Origin of the sequence: Geobacillus sp. GHH01 (assembly GCF_000336445.1) — a bacterium.
GTDB lineage: Bacteria > Bacillota > Bacilli > Bacillales > Anoxybacillaceae > Geobacillus > Geobacillus zalihae.
Genome location: NC_020210.1, coordinates 2084900 through 2101749, shown reverse-complemented (window position 1 = coordinate 2101749; position 16850 = coordinate 2084900). Strand labels below are relative to the sequence as shown.

Below are 16850 nucleotides of genomic sequence, written 5' to 3'. Positions count from 1 at the left end.
GGCGCCAGGCAGCCAAAGCGGGAAAACGGCGGCGGATTGGGAAATGCGAGGGAGAATCATGACAAAGGAAGAGGTTTGGAAAACGTTGGAGTTGGTGAAAGACCCGGAAATCCATTCCGTTAGCATCGTCGATCTCGGGATGGTGGAACGGGTTGACGTTCATGACGGAGCGGTCTCGATCTCTTTGCTGCCGACGTTTCTCGGGTGTCCGGCGCTTGACATCATCCGCGCCAAGGTGGAGGAAGCGGTGAAGCAGGCAGGGGCTTCGGCGGTGACGGTGGAGTTTCTCCGCCATCCGCCGTGGACGTCCGATCGGATCAGCGAAGCCGGACGGGAGCGGCTAAAGCAGTTCGGCATCGCCCCGCCGCCTCGGCAAATGTCGCCAGGGGCATGGCAAGTCGAGTGCCCGTATTGCGGGGCGGAGCGGACCGTGATGGAGAACTTGTTCGGTCCGACCGCCTGCCGCAGCATTTTCTATTGCAAACAATGCAAAAATCCGTTTGAAGCGATGAAGCCTGTATTGGTTTCACGATAAGAAAAGGGAGAGGAGATGTTCGCCATGTTTAAAATGATCGCTTTGTACAAACAGCCGAAAGATAAAGAGCAATTCGACGCTCATTATTACGGAACGCATGTGCCGCTGACGGAAAAAATTCCGGGCCTGCGCAAAATCACAGTGACGAAAATTACCGGCACGCCGATGAGGACGGAAAGCGAGTATTATTTGTTGTGTGAAATGTATTACGACAGCCAAGAGGCGTTTCAAGAAGCGATGAAAACGAAAGAAGCGAAAGCATCGGCCAAAGATGTCATGTCGTTTGCCGGCGATCTCGTCACCTTTATGGTCGGTGAGGAAGTAGAGCATGAGTGAATGGAATTCCATTGCGGTGCGGCAAGAAGGAGCGGTCGGGATCATCGAACTCGCCCGTCCGCATGTGTTGAACGCGTTGAGCCGTCAAATGGTGGCGGAAATCGTGGCGGCGGTGGAAGCGTTTGACCGGGATGAAACAGTGCGCGTCATCGTGCTGACCGGGCGCGGGCGGGCGTTTGCGGCAGGGGCGGACATTCAAGAGATGGCGGATGATGACCCGATTCGCCTTGAGTGGCTGAACCAGTTTGCCGATTGGGATCGCCTGTCCATCGTGAAAACGCCGATGATCGCCGCGGTGAACGGGTTGGCGCTCGGGGGCGGTTTTGAGCTGGCGCTTTCGTGCGACTTGATTGTCGCGTCGTCGGCGGCCGAATTTGGCTTTCCAGAAGTGAACCTTGGCGTCATGCCAGGTGCGGGAGGCACGCAGCGATTAACGAAACTCATTGGACCGAAGCGGGCGCTTGAGTGGCTATGGACCGGGGAGCGCTTGCCGGCGGAGGAGGCGCACAAACTGGGCATCGTGACGCGCGTCGTCAGCCCGGAGCTGCTAATGGAAGAAACGATGCGGTTGGCCGGGCGGCTCGCCCAACAGCCGCCGTTGGCTCTTCGGCTGATCAAAGAGGCGGTGCAAAAAGCGGTCGACTATCCGCTCTATGAAGGCATGCAATTTGAGCGAAAAAACTTTTACCTATTGTTCGCCTCGGAAGACCAAAAAGAAGGGATGGCGGCCTTCCTCGAAAAACGGAAGCCGCGCTTCCAAGGAAAATAAGGGGGGCGCTTTATGTACGAAACGATCCGGTATGAAGTAAAGGGGCAAGTGGCCTGGCTGACGCTCAACCGTCCGGATCAGCTCAATGCGTTTACGGAGCAGATGAATGCGGAAGTGACGAAAGCGCTCAAACAAGCAGGGGCGGATCCAAACGTCCGCTGCATGGTGATCACAGGCGCAGGGCGGGCGTTTTGCGCCGGGGAAGATTTAAGCGGCGTGACGGAAGAAATGAACCACGGCGACGTGTTGCGCACCCGGTACGCGCCGATGATGAAAGCGCTTCACCGCTTTGAAAAGCCGGTTGTCGCGGCGGTGAACGGGGCGGCGGCCGGCGCGGGCATGAGCTTGGCGCTGGCGTGTGATTTCCGGCTTCTTTCGGAAAAAGCGAGTTTCGCTCCTGCGTTTATTCACGTCGGTCTTGTGCCGGATGCGGGCCATCTGTACTATTTGCCGCGCCTCGTCGGACGGGCGAAGGCGCTTGAGCTGGCGGTGCTCGGGGATAAAATCTCCGCTGAACAGGCCGCCTCGCTCGGGCTGGCGACCAAGGTCATTCCTCTCTCCGAGTGGGAGGAGGGAGTCAAGCAGTTTGCCGAGCGGCTCGCTGCCATGCCAACGAAGGCGATTGGACTCATCAAACGGCTGCTTCGCGAAGGCGAAGAAACGACGTTTGACCGCTACTTGGAACGGGAAGCGGAATGCCAACGCATTGCCGGCATGACGGCAGATCACCGCGAAGGCGTCAAGGCGTTCTTTGAAAAACGAAAACCATTATTCCGAGGAAACTAAGCAAGGGGGATGAAACGATGGCGACTGTGAAACAAAAGAAAATGGAACCGATGCCGACCAAACGCGATTTCTATCATTTGATTGTGAACGGGGAGCGGGTGGAAAGCGCTTCGGGAGAGACGTTTGAAGTGATCAATCCGGCCACTGGCGAACCGGTCGCCCGCGTCGCCAAAGGGACGCGCGAGGACGCCGAACGGGCGGTGCAGGCGGCGCGGCGGGCGTTTGATCATGGGAAATGGCGCCATTTCCCAGTGCAAAAACGCGCCCGCATCTTGTACCAAATTGCATCCATCATGCGCGAACGTTTCAATGAATTGGTGGAATTGGAAATTTTGAATACCGGAAAAGCACTGTCAGCAGCTCAAGGACAAGTAATGCAAGCCATTGAAGACTTTGAGTTTTTTGCCGGAGCGATCATTGGCCACCGCGGGGCGGTCAACCCGATGCCAGGGGCGTTTCACAACTATACGGAAAAAGAGCCGGTTGGCGTGTGCGCCCAAATCATTCCGTGGAACTACCCGCTCATGATGGCGGCTTGGAAAATCGCGCCTGCTCTTGCCGCAGGATGTTCGGTTGTCGTCAAACCGGCGTCGCTGACGCCGCTCACCTGCCTGGTGCTGGCGGAAATTTGCCACGAGGCCGGGGTGCCGGAAGGGGTCGTCAATGTGGTGACCGGCGCCGGGGCGGAAGTCGGCGACTATTTGGTGGAGCATCCGCTCGTCGACAAAGTCGCGTTTACCGGATCGACGCCGGTCGGGAAGGAAATTATGGAGAAAGCGTCGAAAACATTAAAACGGGTGACGCTCGAGCTGGGCGGCAAATCGCCGAGCCTTGTATTTGCGGACGCCGATTTGGAAGCGGCTGTCGCCGGCTCATTGTTCGGCATTTTCTACAACAGCGGACAATCGTGCGAGGCGCGCTCTCGCTTGTATGTGCATGAAAGCATTTATGACGCCTTTATGGAATCGTTCGTGGCCAAAACGAAGCAGCTGAAACTCGGCAACCCGTTTGATGCCGGCACGCATGTCGGGGCGATCATCAGCCGCGGGCAGCTGGAAGTGATCGATGAATACGTGCAATCGGCGGTCGCGGATGGAGCGACGATCGTTGCCGGAGGGAAAGAAGCGGTAGTCGAGGGATTTGAAAACGGTTACTGGTATGAACCGACGATTTTGACGAACGTCAACCATCAAATGAAAGCGGTTCGCGAAGAAATTTTCGGACCGGTTGTCGTCGTCATGAAATTCCGCGATGAAGCCGAAGCCGTTGAATTGGCGAACGATAGCGACTATGGGCTGGCCGCCGCCGTTTGGACGAAAGATCATGGCCGCGCCGTTCGTGTAGCGAAGCAGCTGCGTTCCGGCATTGTCATGGTCAACAGCCCATTCTCCGCCTTCCCGGGCACGCCGTTTGGCGGCTACAAACAGTCCGGATTCGGGCGCGAGCTGTCTGTCGAGGCGCTTGATTTGTACACAGAAACGAAAAGCGTGCTGTCGTATTACGGGCCGCGTCCGCTTAATCCGTTTGGCGTCTAAGGGCTTTTGCCGTTTGGCGTTTGCCAACATACGAGAGCGGGTCGCGTCCTTGGACGCAACGTTCAAGTTGCCGCCCTTGAAGGCAAGAGCGAATTCGGGCAAGCGTGAAGAGACGCGCCTGTCCGTTTGCTGAGCACCCCGTCGCGCGTGATGGGGTGCCCATTCATTTGACGGCGTCCGCCGCTTGGTGAGAGAGAACGCTAGCTCGATGCATCAGCCACCGTACATCAACACACGGGAGGGGGAAGACGATGATCGAACGCCTTGTTGTCGTCGGCAGCGGCGTGATGGGGAGAGGCATTGCGTATGTCGGCGCTGTCGGCGGGTTTCAGACGACCTTAGTGGACATTAAGCAAGAACAATTGGAGAGCGCCCAGAAGGAGATTGCTTCAATTTTTGAACAAGCGGTCGCTCGGGGGAAATTGACAACGGGCGAGCGGCAAGAAGCCGAGGCGCGCCTGTCGTATTCGCTTGATTTAGCCGGCGCTGTGCGCGATGCCGATTTGGTGATCGAGGCCGTGCCGGAAAAACTTGAATGGAAAAAGCAAGTGTTCGAGACGATTGACGCTCATGCGCCGGCGTCGTGCTATTTTGCGACGAATACGTCCACCATGAGCCCGACCGAAATCGGTTCGTTCACCAAACGGCCGGAGCGGGTGATCGCCATGCACTTTTTCAACCCGGTTCATAAAATGAAGCTTGTGGAAATCATCCGCGGGTTGGAGACGAGCGACGAAACGGCGCAAATGGCGAAGGAAGTCGCCGCGCGGATGGGGAAAGAAACCGTTGTCGTCAATGAATTTCCGGGATTCGTCACGAGCCGGATCAGCGCTCTTGTCGGCAATGAAGCGTTTTATATGCTGCAAGAAGGCGTGGGGACGCCGGAAGAAATCGACAAAGCGATCAAGCTCGGCCTCAATTTCCCGATGGGTCCGTTTGAGCTCGCGGATTTAGTCGGGCTCGATACGAGATTGAACAACTTAAAATATTTGCACGAAAAACTCGGAGAAAAATACCGCCCGGCGCCGCTGTTGGAGCAATACGTCAAAGCGGGGCGGCTCGGCCGCAAAACAGGCCGCGGCGTCTATGACTATACGAATCGGGAAAACGGCTGATCTGTCGAAAAAGGATGGGGGAGAATATGAACAGAGAAGTTGTGATTGTCGATGCGGTGCGCACACCGATTGGCCGCTACAAGGGCGCGTTGAAAGACGTCAGGCCGGATGATTTGGCGGCTGTTGTCATCCGGGCGCTTATCGAGCGAAATCCGGGTTTGCCGGTCGAACAAATTGATGATGTCGTTTTTGGCAACGCCAACCAAGCCGGCGAGGACAACCGCAACGTCGCCCGCATGGCGGCGCTGTTGGCCGGGCTGCCCATTGAAGTCGCAGGGGTGACGGTCAACCGGCTGTGCGGTTCAGGGCTTGATGCGGTCAATTATGCGGCGCGGGCGATTTTGGCTGGAGAGGCGGATATCATGATCGCGGGCGGCGTGGAAAGCATGACGCGCGCTCCGTTTGTCATGCCGAAACCGGCAAGCGATTTCCCGCGCGGCAACATCGAGATGTACGATACGACGATTGGCTGGCGCTTTATCAATCCGAAAATGCACGAAATGTACGGCACCGACAGCATGCCGCAGACGGCGGAAAACGTGGCGAAGCGGTTCGGCGTGACGCGCGAGGCGCAAGATGAGTTTGCCTATGAAAGCCAAATGAAAGCGAAACAAGCGATCGAAACGAATCGGTTTGCGGATGAACTCGTGCCGGTTGTATACCACGATCGAAAAGGCAACCGCGTTGTCGTCGATAAAGACGAGCATCCGCGTCCGGATACGACGTTGGAGAAGCTGGCGAAGCTACCGCCGTTGTTTGAAAACGGCACGGTGACAGCCGGCAACTCGTCCGGCATTAACGACGGGGCGGCGGCGCTTTTGTTAATGAGCGCCGAAAAGGCAAAAGAACTCGGGCTCAAGCCGCTGGCTGCCTATGTCACTTCAGCGGTCGCCGGCGTTGAACCGGCCGTCATGGGAATCGGCCCGGTTTTTGCGACGCGCAAAGCGTTGCGCCGCGCCGGGTTGTCGCTTGACGACATCGGGCTTGTCGAGCTGAACGAAGCGTTCGCCTCACAGGCGCTAGAGTGCATTCGCCAGCTAGAGCTCGACCGGTCGAAAGTGAACGTCAACGGGGGAGCGATCGCCCTCGGCCATCCGCTTGGGGCGAGCGGCGCCCGCATTTTGACGACATTGATTTACGAAATGCGAAAACGCGGCGTCGCCTATGGCTTGGCGACGATGTGCATTGGCGTCGGCCAAGGAATCGCCACCATTGTGAAAAACGCAGACGAACGGTGAGAGTATTTCGCCAGGTTGGCCTTGTCGCGGCGGCTTGGCGAAATGACGCCGGACCGGGCTGCGGCCGCCCGTTGGAGCGCCGCTGAGAGCCGCCTGCTTTTTAGCGGTGCGGCTCTTTTTTATTCCGTTTGTTTTTCGTCCGTCTTGCCAGCGTGAGAAAAGTTTGTTACGATTATAGTTCGAAAACAAGATAAAGGGAGTTTCATTGGATGAATACGCGCTCACTCATTTTTACCATTTACGGCGACTACATCCGCCGCTACGGCGGTGAAATTTGGATCGGGAGCCTCATCCGCCTCCTTCGCGAATTCGGCCATAACGACCAAGCGGTGCGGGCGGCGGTGTCGCGCATGAGCAAGCAAGGATGGATTCAGGCAGAAAAACGCGGCAATAAAAGCTACTATTCCCTTACGGCGCGCGGCGTCAAGCGGATGGAAGAGGCGGCGCGGCGCATTTACAAAACGCGTCCCGAGCATTGGGACGGGAAATGGCGGATCCTGATCTATACGATTCCTGAGGAGAAGCGGCATTTGCGCGACGAACTGCGAAAGGAGCTTGTTTGGAGCGGGTTCGGCACGATGTCCAACAGCTGCTGGATGTCCCCGAACAATTTGGAGCAACAAGTGTACGACTTGATCGACAAGTATGACATCCGCCCGTATGTCGACTTCTTTTTGGCCGAATACGACGGTCCGCATACGAACAAGCAGCTTGTGGAAAAGTGCTGGAACTTGGATGAGATCAACCAAAAATACGAGCAGTTTATTGCCGTCTACAGCCAAAAATATGTCATTGACAAACATAAAATCGAGCGCGGCGAAATGTCGGACGCGGAATGTTTTGTCGAGCGGACGAAGCTCGTCCATGAGTACCGGAAGTTTTTGTTCATCGACCCCGGCCTGCCGGAAGAGCTGCTGCCGAATGAATGGATGGGAAGCCATGCCGCCGCCTTGTTCAACGACTATTACCAACAGCTCGCCGCGCCGGCTAGCCGTTTCTTTGAAGCGGTGTTTCAAGAAGGGGCAGAGCTTGACAAAAAAGAAGAGGAAGAGACCTCCGTGGAATGAACCGGGATGCACGGCGCAACAGCAGCTGGGCATCCCGGTTGCCGTTTATGGAACGTTTGGTATAGGAGTGTGGAAGAAGTATGTTGCGGTTCAAACAATCATCGTTAGTGCGGGTGGGCCTACCAATCGTTATCGATTTTACATCGCTGCGGGGGGATGACTTGAGCCAGTCTCATTGGCGAAAAATAGGCTTCAAAGGGAATTCATACGGGTGAATTGGTGTTCGTTTTTTCTTCATCATCCATTCTCATCGTCTAAAAAATATGGTATCGTTTATATATAACGTATTTTTTACGGAGTGTGAATGTAATGAATGATATTTGCCGTTTGCTCAATCTTCGTTATCCGATCATTCAAGGGGGGATGGGCAACATCAGCAACGCCGAGCTGGCGAGCGCCGTGTCGGAAGCAGGGGGGCTCGGAACGATCGGCGCGGGGACGATGCCGCCCGATGAGGTGGAGGCGCTGATCGTTGAAACGAAGCGGCGCACGAATCGCCCGTTTGCGGTAAACATTCCGCTGCAAGTGACGCCGCACGCCGCGGAGATCGCCGAGCTTGTCATCCGCCATCAAGTGCCGGTCGTTTCGCTTTCCGCCGGCAATCCGGCGCCGTGGATTCCGCGTTTTGCGGAACATGGCATCAAGGTGCTTGTCGTCGTCGCTTCGGTCAACCAAGCGCAAAAAGCGGAGGCGGCCGGGGCGGATGTCGTCGTCGCCGAGGGGTATGAGGCGGCAGGCATCAACTCACCGCTTGAGTTGACGACAATGACGCTCATTCCGCAAGTCGCCAGCGCCGTCCGCATCCCCGTCGTCGCCGCGGGCGGCATCGGCGATGGGCGCGGGCTGCTTGCCGCGTTGGCTCTCGGCGCCCAAGGGGTGCAGCTCGGCACAAGGCTTGTGGCAACGAAGGAAGCTCCGTTTCATGAAGCGTATAAACGACGGCTTGTCGAGGCGAAAGAAAATGAAACGGTCATCGTCGGCCGCTCGGTCGGGCGCATCCGCCGCGTCATGCGCACGCCGTATGCCGAGAAGCTGCTTGAGTATGAACAGCAAGGCATGCCGCTCGAGCAGTTTCAAGAATATACATCGGAGGATCGTCATCGCCGCGGCGCCCTTTTTGGCGATTTCCATGAAGGATTTATCAACGCGGGGCAAATCGCCGGTTTGATCGACGACGTGCCAACGGTGGCCGAGCTGTTTGAACAAATGATGACGGAAGCGAAAACGCAGTGGCAATCATTATCCGAACTGTTTCGCTGATGTACGAAAGACGCCTGTCAAACGGCGTCTTTTTTTGGCGATGAAAAATGGGGTGGCAGAGGGTTGACACGGGTAACCAACATCGTTACTATAAAAATAGTATAACGTTATTATAACGTAATAATATTTTTTGTTATATTAACTTGAAAACGCTTTCAAGCAGTAAAGCAAAGGAGAGGGGACGCGATGAAGGTCATGCTATCGCCAAACATGTCGCAAAGCTTCGATTTGTTTTTCCATATGCGCGAACACGAACAGGTCGTGTTTTGCCACGATGAAGCGACTGGCCTAAGGGCGATCATTGCCATTCACAGCACCGCGCTTGGGCCGGCGCTCGGCGGCTGCCGGATGCATCCGTATGCCACGACGGAAGAGGCGCTTGCCGATGCGCTGCGGCTGTCGAAAGGGATGACGTATAAATGTTTGGCCGCAGATGTCGATTTTGGCGGCGGCAAAGCGGTGATCATCGGCGACCCGCGCAAAGACAAATCGCCGGAATTGTTTCGTGCTTTCGGTCAGTTCGTGGAGTCATTAGGCGGCCGGTTTTACACGGGCACCGATATGGGGACGACGCCGGACGATTTCGTGCACGCCATGAAAGAGACGAATTGCATCGTCGGCGTTCCGGAAGCGTATGGCGGAAGCGGCGACTCATCCGTGCCGACTGCTGAGGGCGTTGTTTACGGCATTCAGGCGACGAACGATGTTGTGTTCGGCAGCCGGCACTTGCATGGCAAAACGTATGCCATCCAAGGGCTCGGAAAAGTCGGAAAAAAAGTGGCGCTTCGTTTGCTTGAAGAAGGGGCGGATCTGTATGTGTGCGATTTGAACGAAGCGGCAGTCAAAGAGGTCATGGCGTACGGCAAGCAAATCGGGGCGTCCGTCAAGCCGGTGAACGGAACGGATATTTATCGCGTCCAAGCCGATGTGTTCATCCCGTGCGCATTTGGCGGCGTCATCAACGATGACACGATCGCCGTCCTGCGGGTGAAAGCGGTCGTCGGTTCGGCGAACAATCAGCTGGCCGACAAACGCCACGCCCGAATGTTGAAGGAAAAAGGCATCGTATACGCCCCCGATTATATCGTCAACGCCGGCGGCCTCATTCAAGTGGCTGATGAACTGTACGGGGCGAACAAAGAGCGGGTGTTGGCGAAAACGAAAGCGATTTACGATACATTGCTCGCCATTTATGCACGGGCTGAATCAGAAGGAATGACGACGGTTGAGGCAGCCGACCAATTTTGCGAAGAGCGGCTCGAGAAACGCAAACGCCGCAATCATTTTTTCACGCACCAAAAGCGGCCGAAGTGGGATGTTCGCCATTAACGTGCATTCATGCGAAAAGATTTATCTGAAAACCCGTGGTGCTAGTTGAGTGTCAGCGCTCAACCAGCCCTAGTGTGACCAAGGAATAAGCCAACAAGATGCCATCGAGTGCCACTTCAAACCCGGCCATGGAATTCGCTCGAATGTCGGTGATCCGGTATTGGTCTACGAGAATCGAAAACACCGTCTCGATGACTTTGCGTTTTTTTTGGATCCATTCTTCCCATGCCTTGGATGGGCCGTGCTTTTGATTGTGTCGAGACGGTGTCCAGAACGCGGCTTGGTGTTCTTCGTACAGCTTTTCTCGAAGAGCGTGGCTGATGTACCCTTTGTCCCCAAAGTTGTAGGGATGAGGGATTTGAGTCATCACCGTTTCAGCGGCTTTGACGTCGTGGCAGGACGCTTCCGTCACGACATAGCCCATGGCCAGCCCTTGATTGGTCACTTGAAGATGCAGCTTGAAACCGTAGTACCATTGCTTTTTGGAAGCACAATACCCCATATCCGCGATCCCTCGAAACCGCTTGACGCGCTGCATTCTTGCGGGATGGCACAACGGAAGAGGCAAGCTGTCGACGACCGCATAAGCATGGTGTTGGCCGCGTTTCGCCAGCTCATGACGGATCCATTTGATGGCGAAACCAAGCGCCCGGCAGCGGCGGTTGTATCGGGAGCGTTCAAGAAACGAGCCGTTTGTGAACAAATTTCCCGTGACAAAACGATGCCAGGCTCGTTCGGAAGAAAAGCCCAGCAGCTTCCCCAAAAGGTGAACCGCCATGACCACTTCGTCTTCTTGCTTGACCAAGTGACGGTTGCGGCGATGAAGATACATTTGAATCAACGACAGTTGGGCAGAAACAAAACAGAAAATAGCGGCATATTGTTTTTGAAGTTTGGCTGGATCTGTAGTAAAATGAAAGTGCTCTTGCATGGGGGATCTCTCCTTTCGAATGTTGGGTGACACTTTCATTCTACTGGAGATCCGCCAGCAAGGGCTATTTTTATGCTTGATCAAGTTTATCTAGCACCACGGGTTTATCTGAAAATAAATAATCGTATTATCATTCGAAATACAAAGTAGAAGAAGTCGTGGGGGGAGAAGGATCATGAACCAGATCGTGTCACGATTGGCCATTCCCATCTTGTTCGGAGCACTCATGCTCTCTGGCTGCGGGGGAGGGGAAAAGACGGCGACCAATGGCGGAAAAGAAAAAGCGGCGGAGAACAAAACGGTTACGATCGGCGTCACGCCGGAATATCCGAAAAAGCTGAAGCTCGTCATCAATAAACAAGCGGCCGAAAAGCAAGGAATCAAACTGAAGCCGAGCTTCACCGAACCGTCCATTTTGCTTCTCGATGAACATACAGCAGCGCTTGACCCAGCGAGAGCAGAGTTGATCACCAACTTAACAAAAGAGATTGTCGAGCGCTACCGCCTGACGACGTTGATGGTCACCCACAATATGCAGCAAGCCATCGAGTTAGGAAACCGCCTCATCATGATGGATAAAGGGCAGATTATTTTGGAAGTGGATGAAGCGGAAAAGAAGCGCTTGACGGTGGAGAAGCTGCTGGCGGAATTTCGGCGCATTCGTGGGGAACAGCTCGCAAGCGACCGCGCGGTATTGAGTTGATATTGTCAGGATGAGGAGGAATGGTATGGAACTCAACTTCCCGATCGTGCAAGTATTGAATGAAGACGGAACGGTCGTGCAGCCTGAGTATCGTGAACGAATGACCAAACCGTTGACGATGACGATGTACCGTCATCTTATTCGAACGCGGACGTTTGACCGAAAATGTGTCAGTCTCCAACGACAAGGCCGCATCGGGACGTATGTGCCGTACGAAGGGCAAGAGGCGTGTCAAGTTGGAAGTGCGCTCGCGCTCAACGATGGGGATTGGATGTTTCCTACTTATCGCGACCATGGAGCGATGATGACGTTCGGCCGGCCGTTGACGACAACCCTTTTGTACTGGAAAGGGCGGACGGAAGGATGCGTCCCTCCTGAAGGGAAAAAGATTGTGCCGCCAAGCGTCCCGATTGCCACCCAGCTTCCTCAAGCAGCGGGGGCGGCATGTGCGGAAAAGTGGAAGGGAACGAACAACGCAGTCCTTGTGTACTTCGGCGACGGCGCGACATCGGAAGGGGATTTTCATGAAGGGTTGAACTTTGCGAGCGTTTTTGACGCACCTGTCGTCTTTTTCAACCAAAACAACCAATATGCGATTTCCGTTCCGATCACCCGGCAGATGAAGACGAAAACGATTGCCCAAAAGGCGCTGGCGTATGACATTCCCGGCATCCGCATCGATGGGAATGACGTGTTTGCGGTGTATTTCAAAACGAGAGAGGCGCTTGAACGGACGAGAAGCGGAGGGGGGCCGACGTTAATCGAAGCGGTGACATGGCGTTACGGCGCCCATACGACATCCGATGATCCGTCCAGATACCGCGACCAGGAAGAGAGCAAGAAACGGCGCGAAACGACCGATCCGATCAAGCGGGTCGAACGCTTGATGCAGCGAGAAGGATGGTGGGATGAAGAATGGGCGAATCAAGTGCAAGCGGAAGTAGATGCGGAAATCGAGCAGGCGGTGGCCGAAATGGAACGTTATCCAAAGGCGGATGCGTCGGACATGTTTGACTTTGTGTTCGCGCAGCCGACATGGACGATCGCCGAACAAAAAGAAGCGTATCTTCAATGGAAGCGGGGGATGGCAAGATGATCACCGAGGTGGGGACGAAATCGCTGACCCTTGTGCAAGCGGTCAATGACGCGCTTCGCATCATGTTAAAAGAGCGTGAAGATGTCATCGTGCTCGGAGAAGACGTCGGGAAAAACGGCGGGGTGTTTCGCGCCACGGACGGATTGCTGGAGGAATTTGGCGAACAGAGGGTGATGGACACTCCGTTAAGCGAAGCGGGATTTACGGGAGCGGCGATCGGAATGGCGCTTGGCGGATTTCGTCCGGTCGTCGAAATTCAATTTTTAGGTTTTATCTATCCAGCTTATGAACAAATCATGACCCATGCAGCGCGCATGCGGTCACGGACGAGAGGGCATTTTGCCGTACCGTTGGTCATTCGCGCTCCGTACGGCGCAGGGGTGCGGGCCCCGGAAATTCATTCCGACAGCACGGAAGCGCTGTTTACCCATATGCCGGGGATCAAAGTCGTCTGCCCCGCGTCGCCGTACGACGCCAAAGGGCTGCTGATTGCCGCGATTGAAGACCCGGACCCTGTCCTCTTTTTGGAACCGATGCGCAGTTATCGTGCGTTTCGCGAGGACGTTCCGGAAGGGAAATATGCGATTGAAATTGGCAAAGGAAAAAAACTTCGCGAAGGGGACGACGTGACCGTCATCGCCTGGGGAGCTATGGTGCCGGTCGCCATAAAGGCGGCGGAAGAAGCGAAGAAAAAAGGGATTTATGCCGATGTCATCGACTTGCGTACGCTTTACCCGCTCGATAAAGATATGATTGCCGAGTCGGTGCAAAAGACAGGAAGAGCCGTCATTGTCCAAGAAGCGCATGCGACCGGTGGGTTAGCCAATGACATTCTCGCCGTCATCAATGACACATCGTTTTTCTATCAACATGCACCAGTCGAACGGGTGACGGGATTTGACGTTCCTGTGCCGTTTTTCGCTTATGAAGACGATTATTTGCCAACGCCAGCGCGCGTGCTGCACGCGATGGAAAAAGTGATGCGTTTCTAGTTGCATCCGACATGAATCGGAAGCGCAAAGAAAGAGCCATGCCTTTTCGGCTGGCTCTTTTTCTTTCTTCGATAAGCCGTATGACGGCCGCGTCGATCGTTTTTTGCGCAGCCATCTCGTTGATGGGATGGTGCTGATGTTACTCCCGATGATCGGCCAGCTGTTCGCGATACTCTTTTCCTTTTTGCACGTATGTATCAATCGACAGCTGGATGAGCTCAAGGTCTTTGTCCGTCAGTTCACGCACCACTTTTCCAGGCGAGCCAATGACGAGTGAGCGGGGCGGAATCTTTTTGCCGGACGGAATCAACGTGTTGGCGCCGATGATGCACTCTTCGCCGATTTCGGCTCCATCCAAAATCGTCGACCCCATGCCGATGATCGACCGTTTGCGGATCGTGCAGCCATGAAGGATCACATTATGCCCGACCGTCACCTCATCTTCAACGACAAGCGGCGACCCTTCGTACAAATGGCAGGTCGTATTGTCTTGAATGCTCGTTCGAGCGCCGATCGTAATCGGTCCTTCATCGCCGCGCAGGACCGCGTTGAACCAAATCGTCGATTCCGGACCGACAGTGACGTCTCCGATCAAATAGGCTCCCGGAGCAATGAATGCGGTTTCATGAACATTCGGACGTTTTCCGTTATACGGGTATAGCATCCCCATATCCCCCTTCATTTGGTGAACTGTGTCATGATCAGTATAACACATTTTGCACGGGGACGGAAATAAGCGGAATGCACGATATCTTTTCCGCTGCCAAGAACCATCCATTCATGTACCAATGCCTTACGGGGCGAGCAAAAGCGGCAATGAGGCGGTCGTCATCCTTTGATGGCAAGGCGCAAATCTGCAATCGCCGTTTCGTGTTCAATCGATCGGCGGCATAACATATCGATGATCCGTTCTTGGCGCAGCCATAGCTGCATTTGTTGCTCTTGATTTTGTTCAAGCCGTTTGACGATCACATCGATTTCCTGAATGGCTTGATGAACAGCGGCAACTCCTTTTTGCCATTTCAGCTTTGACTTCATTCAGCTCTGCTTTTGTCGCCGCATTGGTTTTGATGTCCTCGAGCTCCTGCTTGGTCGCCAGATTGTTTCTCATCTCTGACATTTCTTGCTGTATGACCCAATCTTGTCCAAAACAAGACGCCACGTTCGCTCATTGGCAACATCCGTTCTGAATTGGCAATGAAGATAAGGAATTTGCGGTGGGCGCAAAGATGCAGGTGAAATGGAAGAGAGGAAATGGTGCTGTTGCGGAAGCGACGATTCCCTGTCATTGATTATACATGAATCAACAAGACGCGGAAAAGGTTTTTTCTGTACGATGAAAAGATGTATTTTTTATTTGAATAATATTATTTTTCTTAATGTTTCTTTATTATAATGTGAAATTATGAATCATGCAAAATTTTTTTGACAATATAAACATAATGAATTATTATATTAAAAGAATTTAAAGGAGGTAGGTAGTGGTTATGTCACCCATTGACAAGCAACAAATCGCTGCCAGCGTTCCCCAGCGCGGCTTTTTCGGCCATCCGAAAGGGCTGTTTACGCTCTTTTTCACCGAGTTTTGGGAGCGCTTTTCGTACTACGGCATGCGCGCCATTTTAGTGTATTACATGTATTATGAAGTATCGAAAGGCGGGCTCGGGCTTGATGAGCATCTGGCGCTCGCGATTATGTCGATTTATGGGGCGCTGGTGTACATGTCCGGAATCATTGGCGGTTGGCTTGCTGACCGGGTGTTTGGCACGTCGCGCGCGGTCTTTTACGGCGGCCTTCTCATTATGGCCGGTCATATCGCCTTGGCGATTCCAGGCGGGGTGGCGGCGCTGTTTGTGTCCATGGCGCTCATTGTCTTGGGAACTGGGTTGTTAAAACCGAACGTTTCGAGCATTGTCGGCGATATGTACAAGCCTGGCGATGACCGCCGCGACGCCGGATTCAGCATTTTTTACATGGGGATTAACCTTGGCGCCTTTTTGGCTCCGCTTGTTGTCGGTACCGCGGGGATGAAGTATAACTTCCACCTCGGCTTCGGACTTGCGGCCGTCGGGATGTTTCTCGGATTGATTGTCTTCATCGCGACAAGAAAGAAAAACCTCGGGTTGGCCGGGACGTATGTGCCGAATCCATTGACGCCAGCGGAAAAGAAAAAAGCGGCTTCCATCATGGCCGTAGGGGCGGTCGTGATTGCCGTGCTGCTAGCCATCTTGATTCCAAACGGCTGGTTCACTGTGGAAACGTTTATTTCTCTTGTCGGCATCTTAGGCATCATCATCCCGATCATCTATTTTGTCGTCATGTACCGCAGCCCGAAAACGACGGCTGAAGAGCGGTCGCGCGTGATCGCGTACATTCCGTTGTTCATCGCTTCAGCGATGTTTTGGGCCATTCAAGAACAAGGATCGACCATTTTGGCGAACTATGCGGACAAGCGGACACAGCTGGATGTCGCCGGCATTCACCTTTCACCGGCTTGGTTCCAATCGCTGAACCCGCTGTTTATCATCCTCTTAGCGCCGGTGTTCGCATGGATGTGGGTGAAGCTCGGTAAACGGCAGCCGACGATCCCGCAAAAATTCGCGCTCGGCTTGTTGTTCGCCGGCCTGTCGTTCATCGTCATTCTCGTGCCGGGGCATTTGAGCGGCGGAGGGCTTGTCCATCCGATTTGGCTCGTGTTAAGCTACTTCATCGTCGTGCTCGGGGAGCTTTGCCTGTCGCCGGTCGGCCTGTCGGCGACGACGAAACTTGCCCCTGCCGCTTTCTCAGCGCAAACGATGAGCCTTTGGTTTTTATCGAACGCCGCCGCGCAAGCGATCAACGCCCAGCTCGTCCGCTTCTATACGCCGGAAAACGAAACGGCCTATTTCGGCACGATCGGCGGGGCGGCGGTTGTGTTAAGCGTCATCTTGTTTTTGCTCGCCCCGAGCATTCAGCGGCTCATGAAGGGTGTTCGTTAATATCACGCTGACTTTTGTATCAACAGGGAAAACAGATGATCCAAAAGATTACAAATCTGTGACAGGATGCTCTGCGTTGGCAGAGCTTCTTTTTTTATTCAAAAAATATTTACATAAATCAAAAAATAAGTTCAGATGGTGTTTACAAAAATGGATTACGATGGAATAGAAAAAGAGGAA

General features: G+C 54.3%; 16 protein-coding genes and 1 pseudogene. 14 read left to right on the top strand and 3 right to left on the bottom strand.

The window, feature by feature from the left end; all coding sequences use genetic code 11:
• The first annotated feature begins 58 nt into the window (after positions 1 to 58).
• From paaD to GHH_RS10210, 10 genes are all read left to right on the top strand, one after another.
• Complete coding sequence (gene paaD / locus GHH_RS10255; protein ID WP_015375105.1) at positions 59 to 535, top strand: 1,2-phenylacetyl-CoA epoxidase subunit PaaD; 477 nt, start codon at positions 59 to 61, stop codon at positions 533 to 535.
• A 24-nt stretch (positions 536 to 559) separates the two neighbouring features.
• Entirely contained in the window at positions 560 to 871 is a 312-nt protein-coding gene (locus GHH_RS10250; protein WP_015375104.1) for an EthD family reductase, read from the top strand.
• A complete protein-coding gene (locus GHH_RS10245) occupies positions 864 to 1640 on the top strand; it encodes an enoyl-CoA hydratase/isomerase family protein (RefSeq protein ID WP_015375103.1) in 777 nt (258 codons plus the stop codon). The genes GHH_RS10250 and GHH_RS10245 overlap by 8 nt, the downstream gene beginning before the upstream one ends.
• A 12-nt stretch (positions 1641 to 1652) precedes the next feature.
• Entirely contained in the window at positions 1653 to 2426 is a 774-nt protein-coding gene (locus tag GHH_RS10240; RefSeq protein WP_015375102.1) for an enoyl-CoA hydratase-related protein, read from the top strand.
• Between the two features lie 17 nt (positions 2427 to 2443).
• Entirely contained in the window at positions 2444 to 3961 is a 1518-nt protein-coding gene (locus tag GHH_RS10235; protein WP_015375101.1) for an aldehyde dehydrogenase, read from the top strand.
• A 251-nt stretch (positions 3962 to 4212) separates the two neighbouring features.
• The gene (locus tag GHH_RS10230) at positions 4213 to 5076 is read left to right on the top strand and encodes a 3-hydroxyacyl-CoA dehydrogenase (RefSeq protein WP_015375100.1); all 864 of its coding nucleotides are present in this window, start codon (positions 4213 to 4215) and stop codon (positions 5074 to 5076) included.
• A 26-nt stretch (positions 5077 to 5102) separates the two neighbouring features.
• Positions 5103 to 6314 carry a 3-oxoadipyl-CoA thiolase gene (locus tag GHH_RS10225; RefSeq protein ID WP_015375099.1) on the top strand — a complete coding sequence of 404 codons (1212 nt, stop codon included), beginning with the start codon at positions 5103 to 5105 and terminating at the stop codon, positions 6312 to 6314.
• Positions 6315 to 6523: 209 nt separating this feature from the next.
• Entirely contained in the window at positions 6524 to 7381 is an 858-nt protein-coding gene (paaX, locus tag GHH_RS10220) for a phenylacetic acid degradation operon negative regulatory protein PaaX (protein ID WP_015375098.1), read from the top strand.
• A 300-nt stretch (positions 7382 to 7681) separates the two neighbouring features.
• Positions 7682 to 8641, top strand: a complete 960-nt coding sequence (locus GHH_RS10215) for a nitronate monooxygenase family protein (protein ID WP_256380228.1) — start codon at positions 7682 to 7684, stop codon at positions 8639 to 8641.
• Between the two features lie 186 nt (positions 8642 to 8827).
• Positions 8828 to 9970 carry a Glu/Leu/Phe/Val dehydrogenase dimerization domain-containing protein gene (locus GHH_RS10210; RefSeq protein ID WP_015375096.1) on the top strand — a complete coding sequence of 381 codons (1143 nt, stop codon included), beginning with the start codon at positions 8828 to 8830 and terminating at the stop codon, positions 9968 to 9970.
• 52 nt (positions 9971 to 10022) lie between these two features.
• Here the strand turns inward: GHH_RS10210 and GHH_RS10205 are convergent, their stop codons facing one another.
• A complete protein-coding gene (locus GHH_RS10205) occupies positions 10023 to 10901 on the bottom strand; it encodes an IS982-like element ISGsp1 family transposase (RefSeq protein ID WP_015374857.1) in 879 nt (292 codons plus the stop codon).
• Between the two features lie 391 nt (positions 10902 to 11292).
• Between GHH_RS10205 and GHH_RS19530 the strand changes: the two are divergent.
• From GHH_RS19530 to GHH_RS10190, 3 genes and pseudogenes are all read left to right on the top strand, one after another.
• A pseudogene (locus GHH_RS19530) lies at positions 11293 to 11604 on the top strand (ABC transporter ATP-binding protein); the annotation flags it as partial.
• A gap of 25 nt (positions 11605 to 11629) precedes the next feature.
• Positions 11630 to 12700: a pyruvate dehydrogenase (acetyl-transferring) E1 component subunit alpha gene (gene pdhA, locus GHH_RS10195; RefSeq protein WP_015375094.1), complete on the top strand. Its 1071-nt coding sequence runs from the start codon at positions 11630 to 11632 to the stop codon at positions 12698 to 12700.
• A complete protein-coding gene (locus GHH_RS10190) occupies positions 12697 to 13692 on the top strand; it encodes an alpha-ketoacid dehydrogenase subunit beta (protein ID WP_015375093.1) in 996 nt (331 codons plus the stop codon). Before pdhA ends, GHH_RS10190 begins: the two co-directional genes overlap by 4 nt.
• A 139-nt stretch (positions 13693 to 13831) precedes the next feature.
• Here the strand turns inward: GHH_RS10190 and GHH_RS10185 are convergent, their stop codons facing one another.
• Both GHH_RS10185 and GHH_RS10180 read right to left on the bottom strand, forming a co-directional pair.
• Positions 13832 to 14356 (bottom strand): gamma carbonic anhydrase family protein, encoded by a 525-nt coding sequence (locus GHH_RS10185; protein ID WP_015375092.1) that lies wholly within the window; start codon positions 14354 to 14356, stop codon positions 13832 to 13834.
• A 164-nt stretch (positions 14357 to 14520) separates the two neighbouring features.
• Positions 14521 to 14730, bottom strand: a complete 210-nt coding sequence (locus GHH_RS10180) for a hypothetical protein (RefSeq protein WP_015375091.1) — start codon at positions 14728 to 14730, stop codon at positions 14521 to 14523.
• Positions 14731 to 15179: 449 nt separating this feature from the next.
• On the opposite strand from GHH_RS10180, the gene GHH_RS10175 reads away from it, so the two are divergent.
• On the top strand, positions 15180 to 16670 hold the full coding sequence (locus tag GHH_RS10175) for a peptide MFS transporter (protein WP_015375090.1): 1491 nt from the start codon (positions 15180 to 15182) through the stop codon (positions 16668 to 16670).
• Positions 16671 to 16850 lie beyond the last annotated feature (180 nt).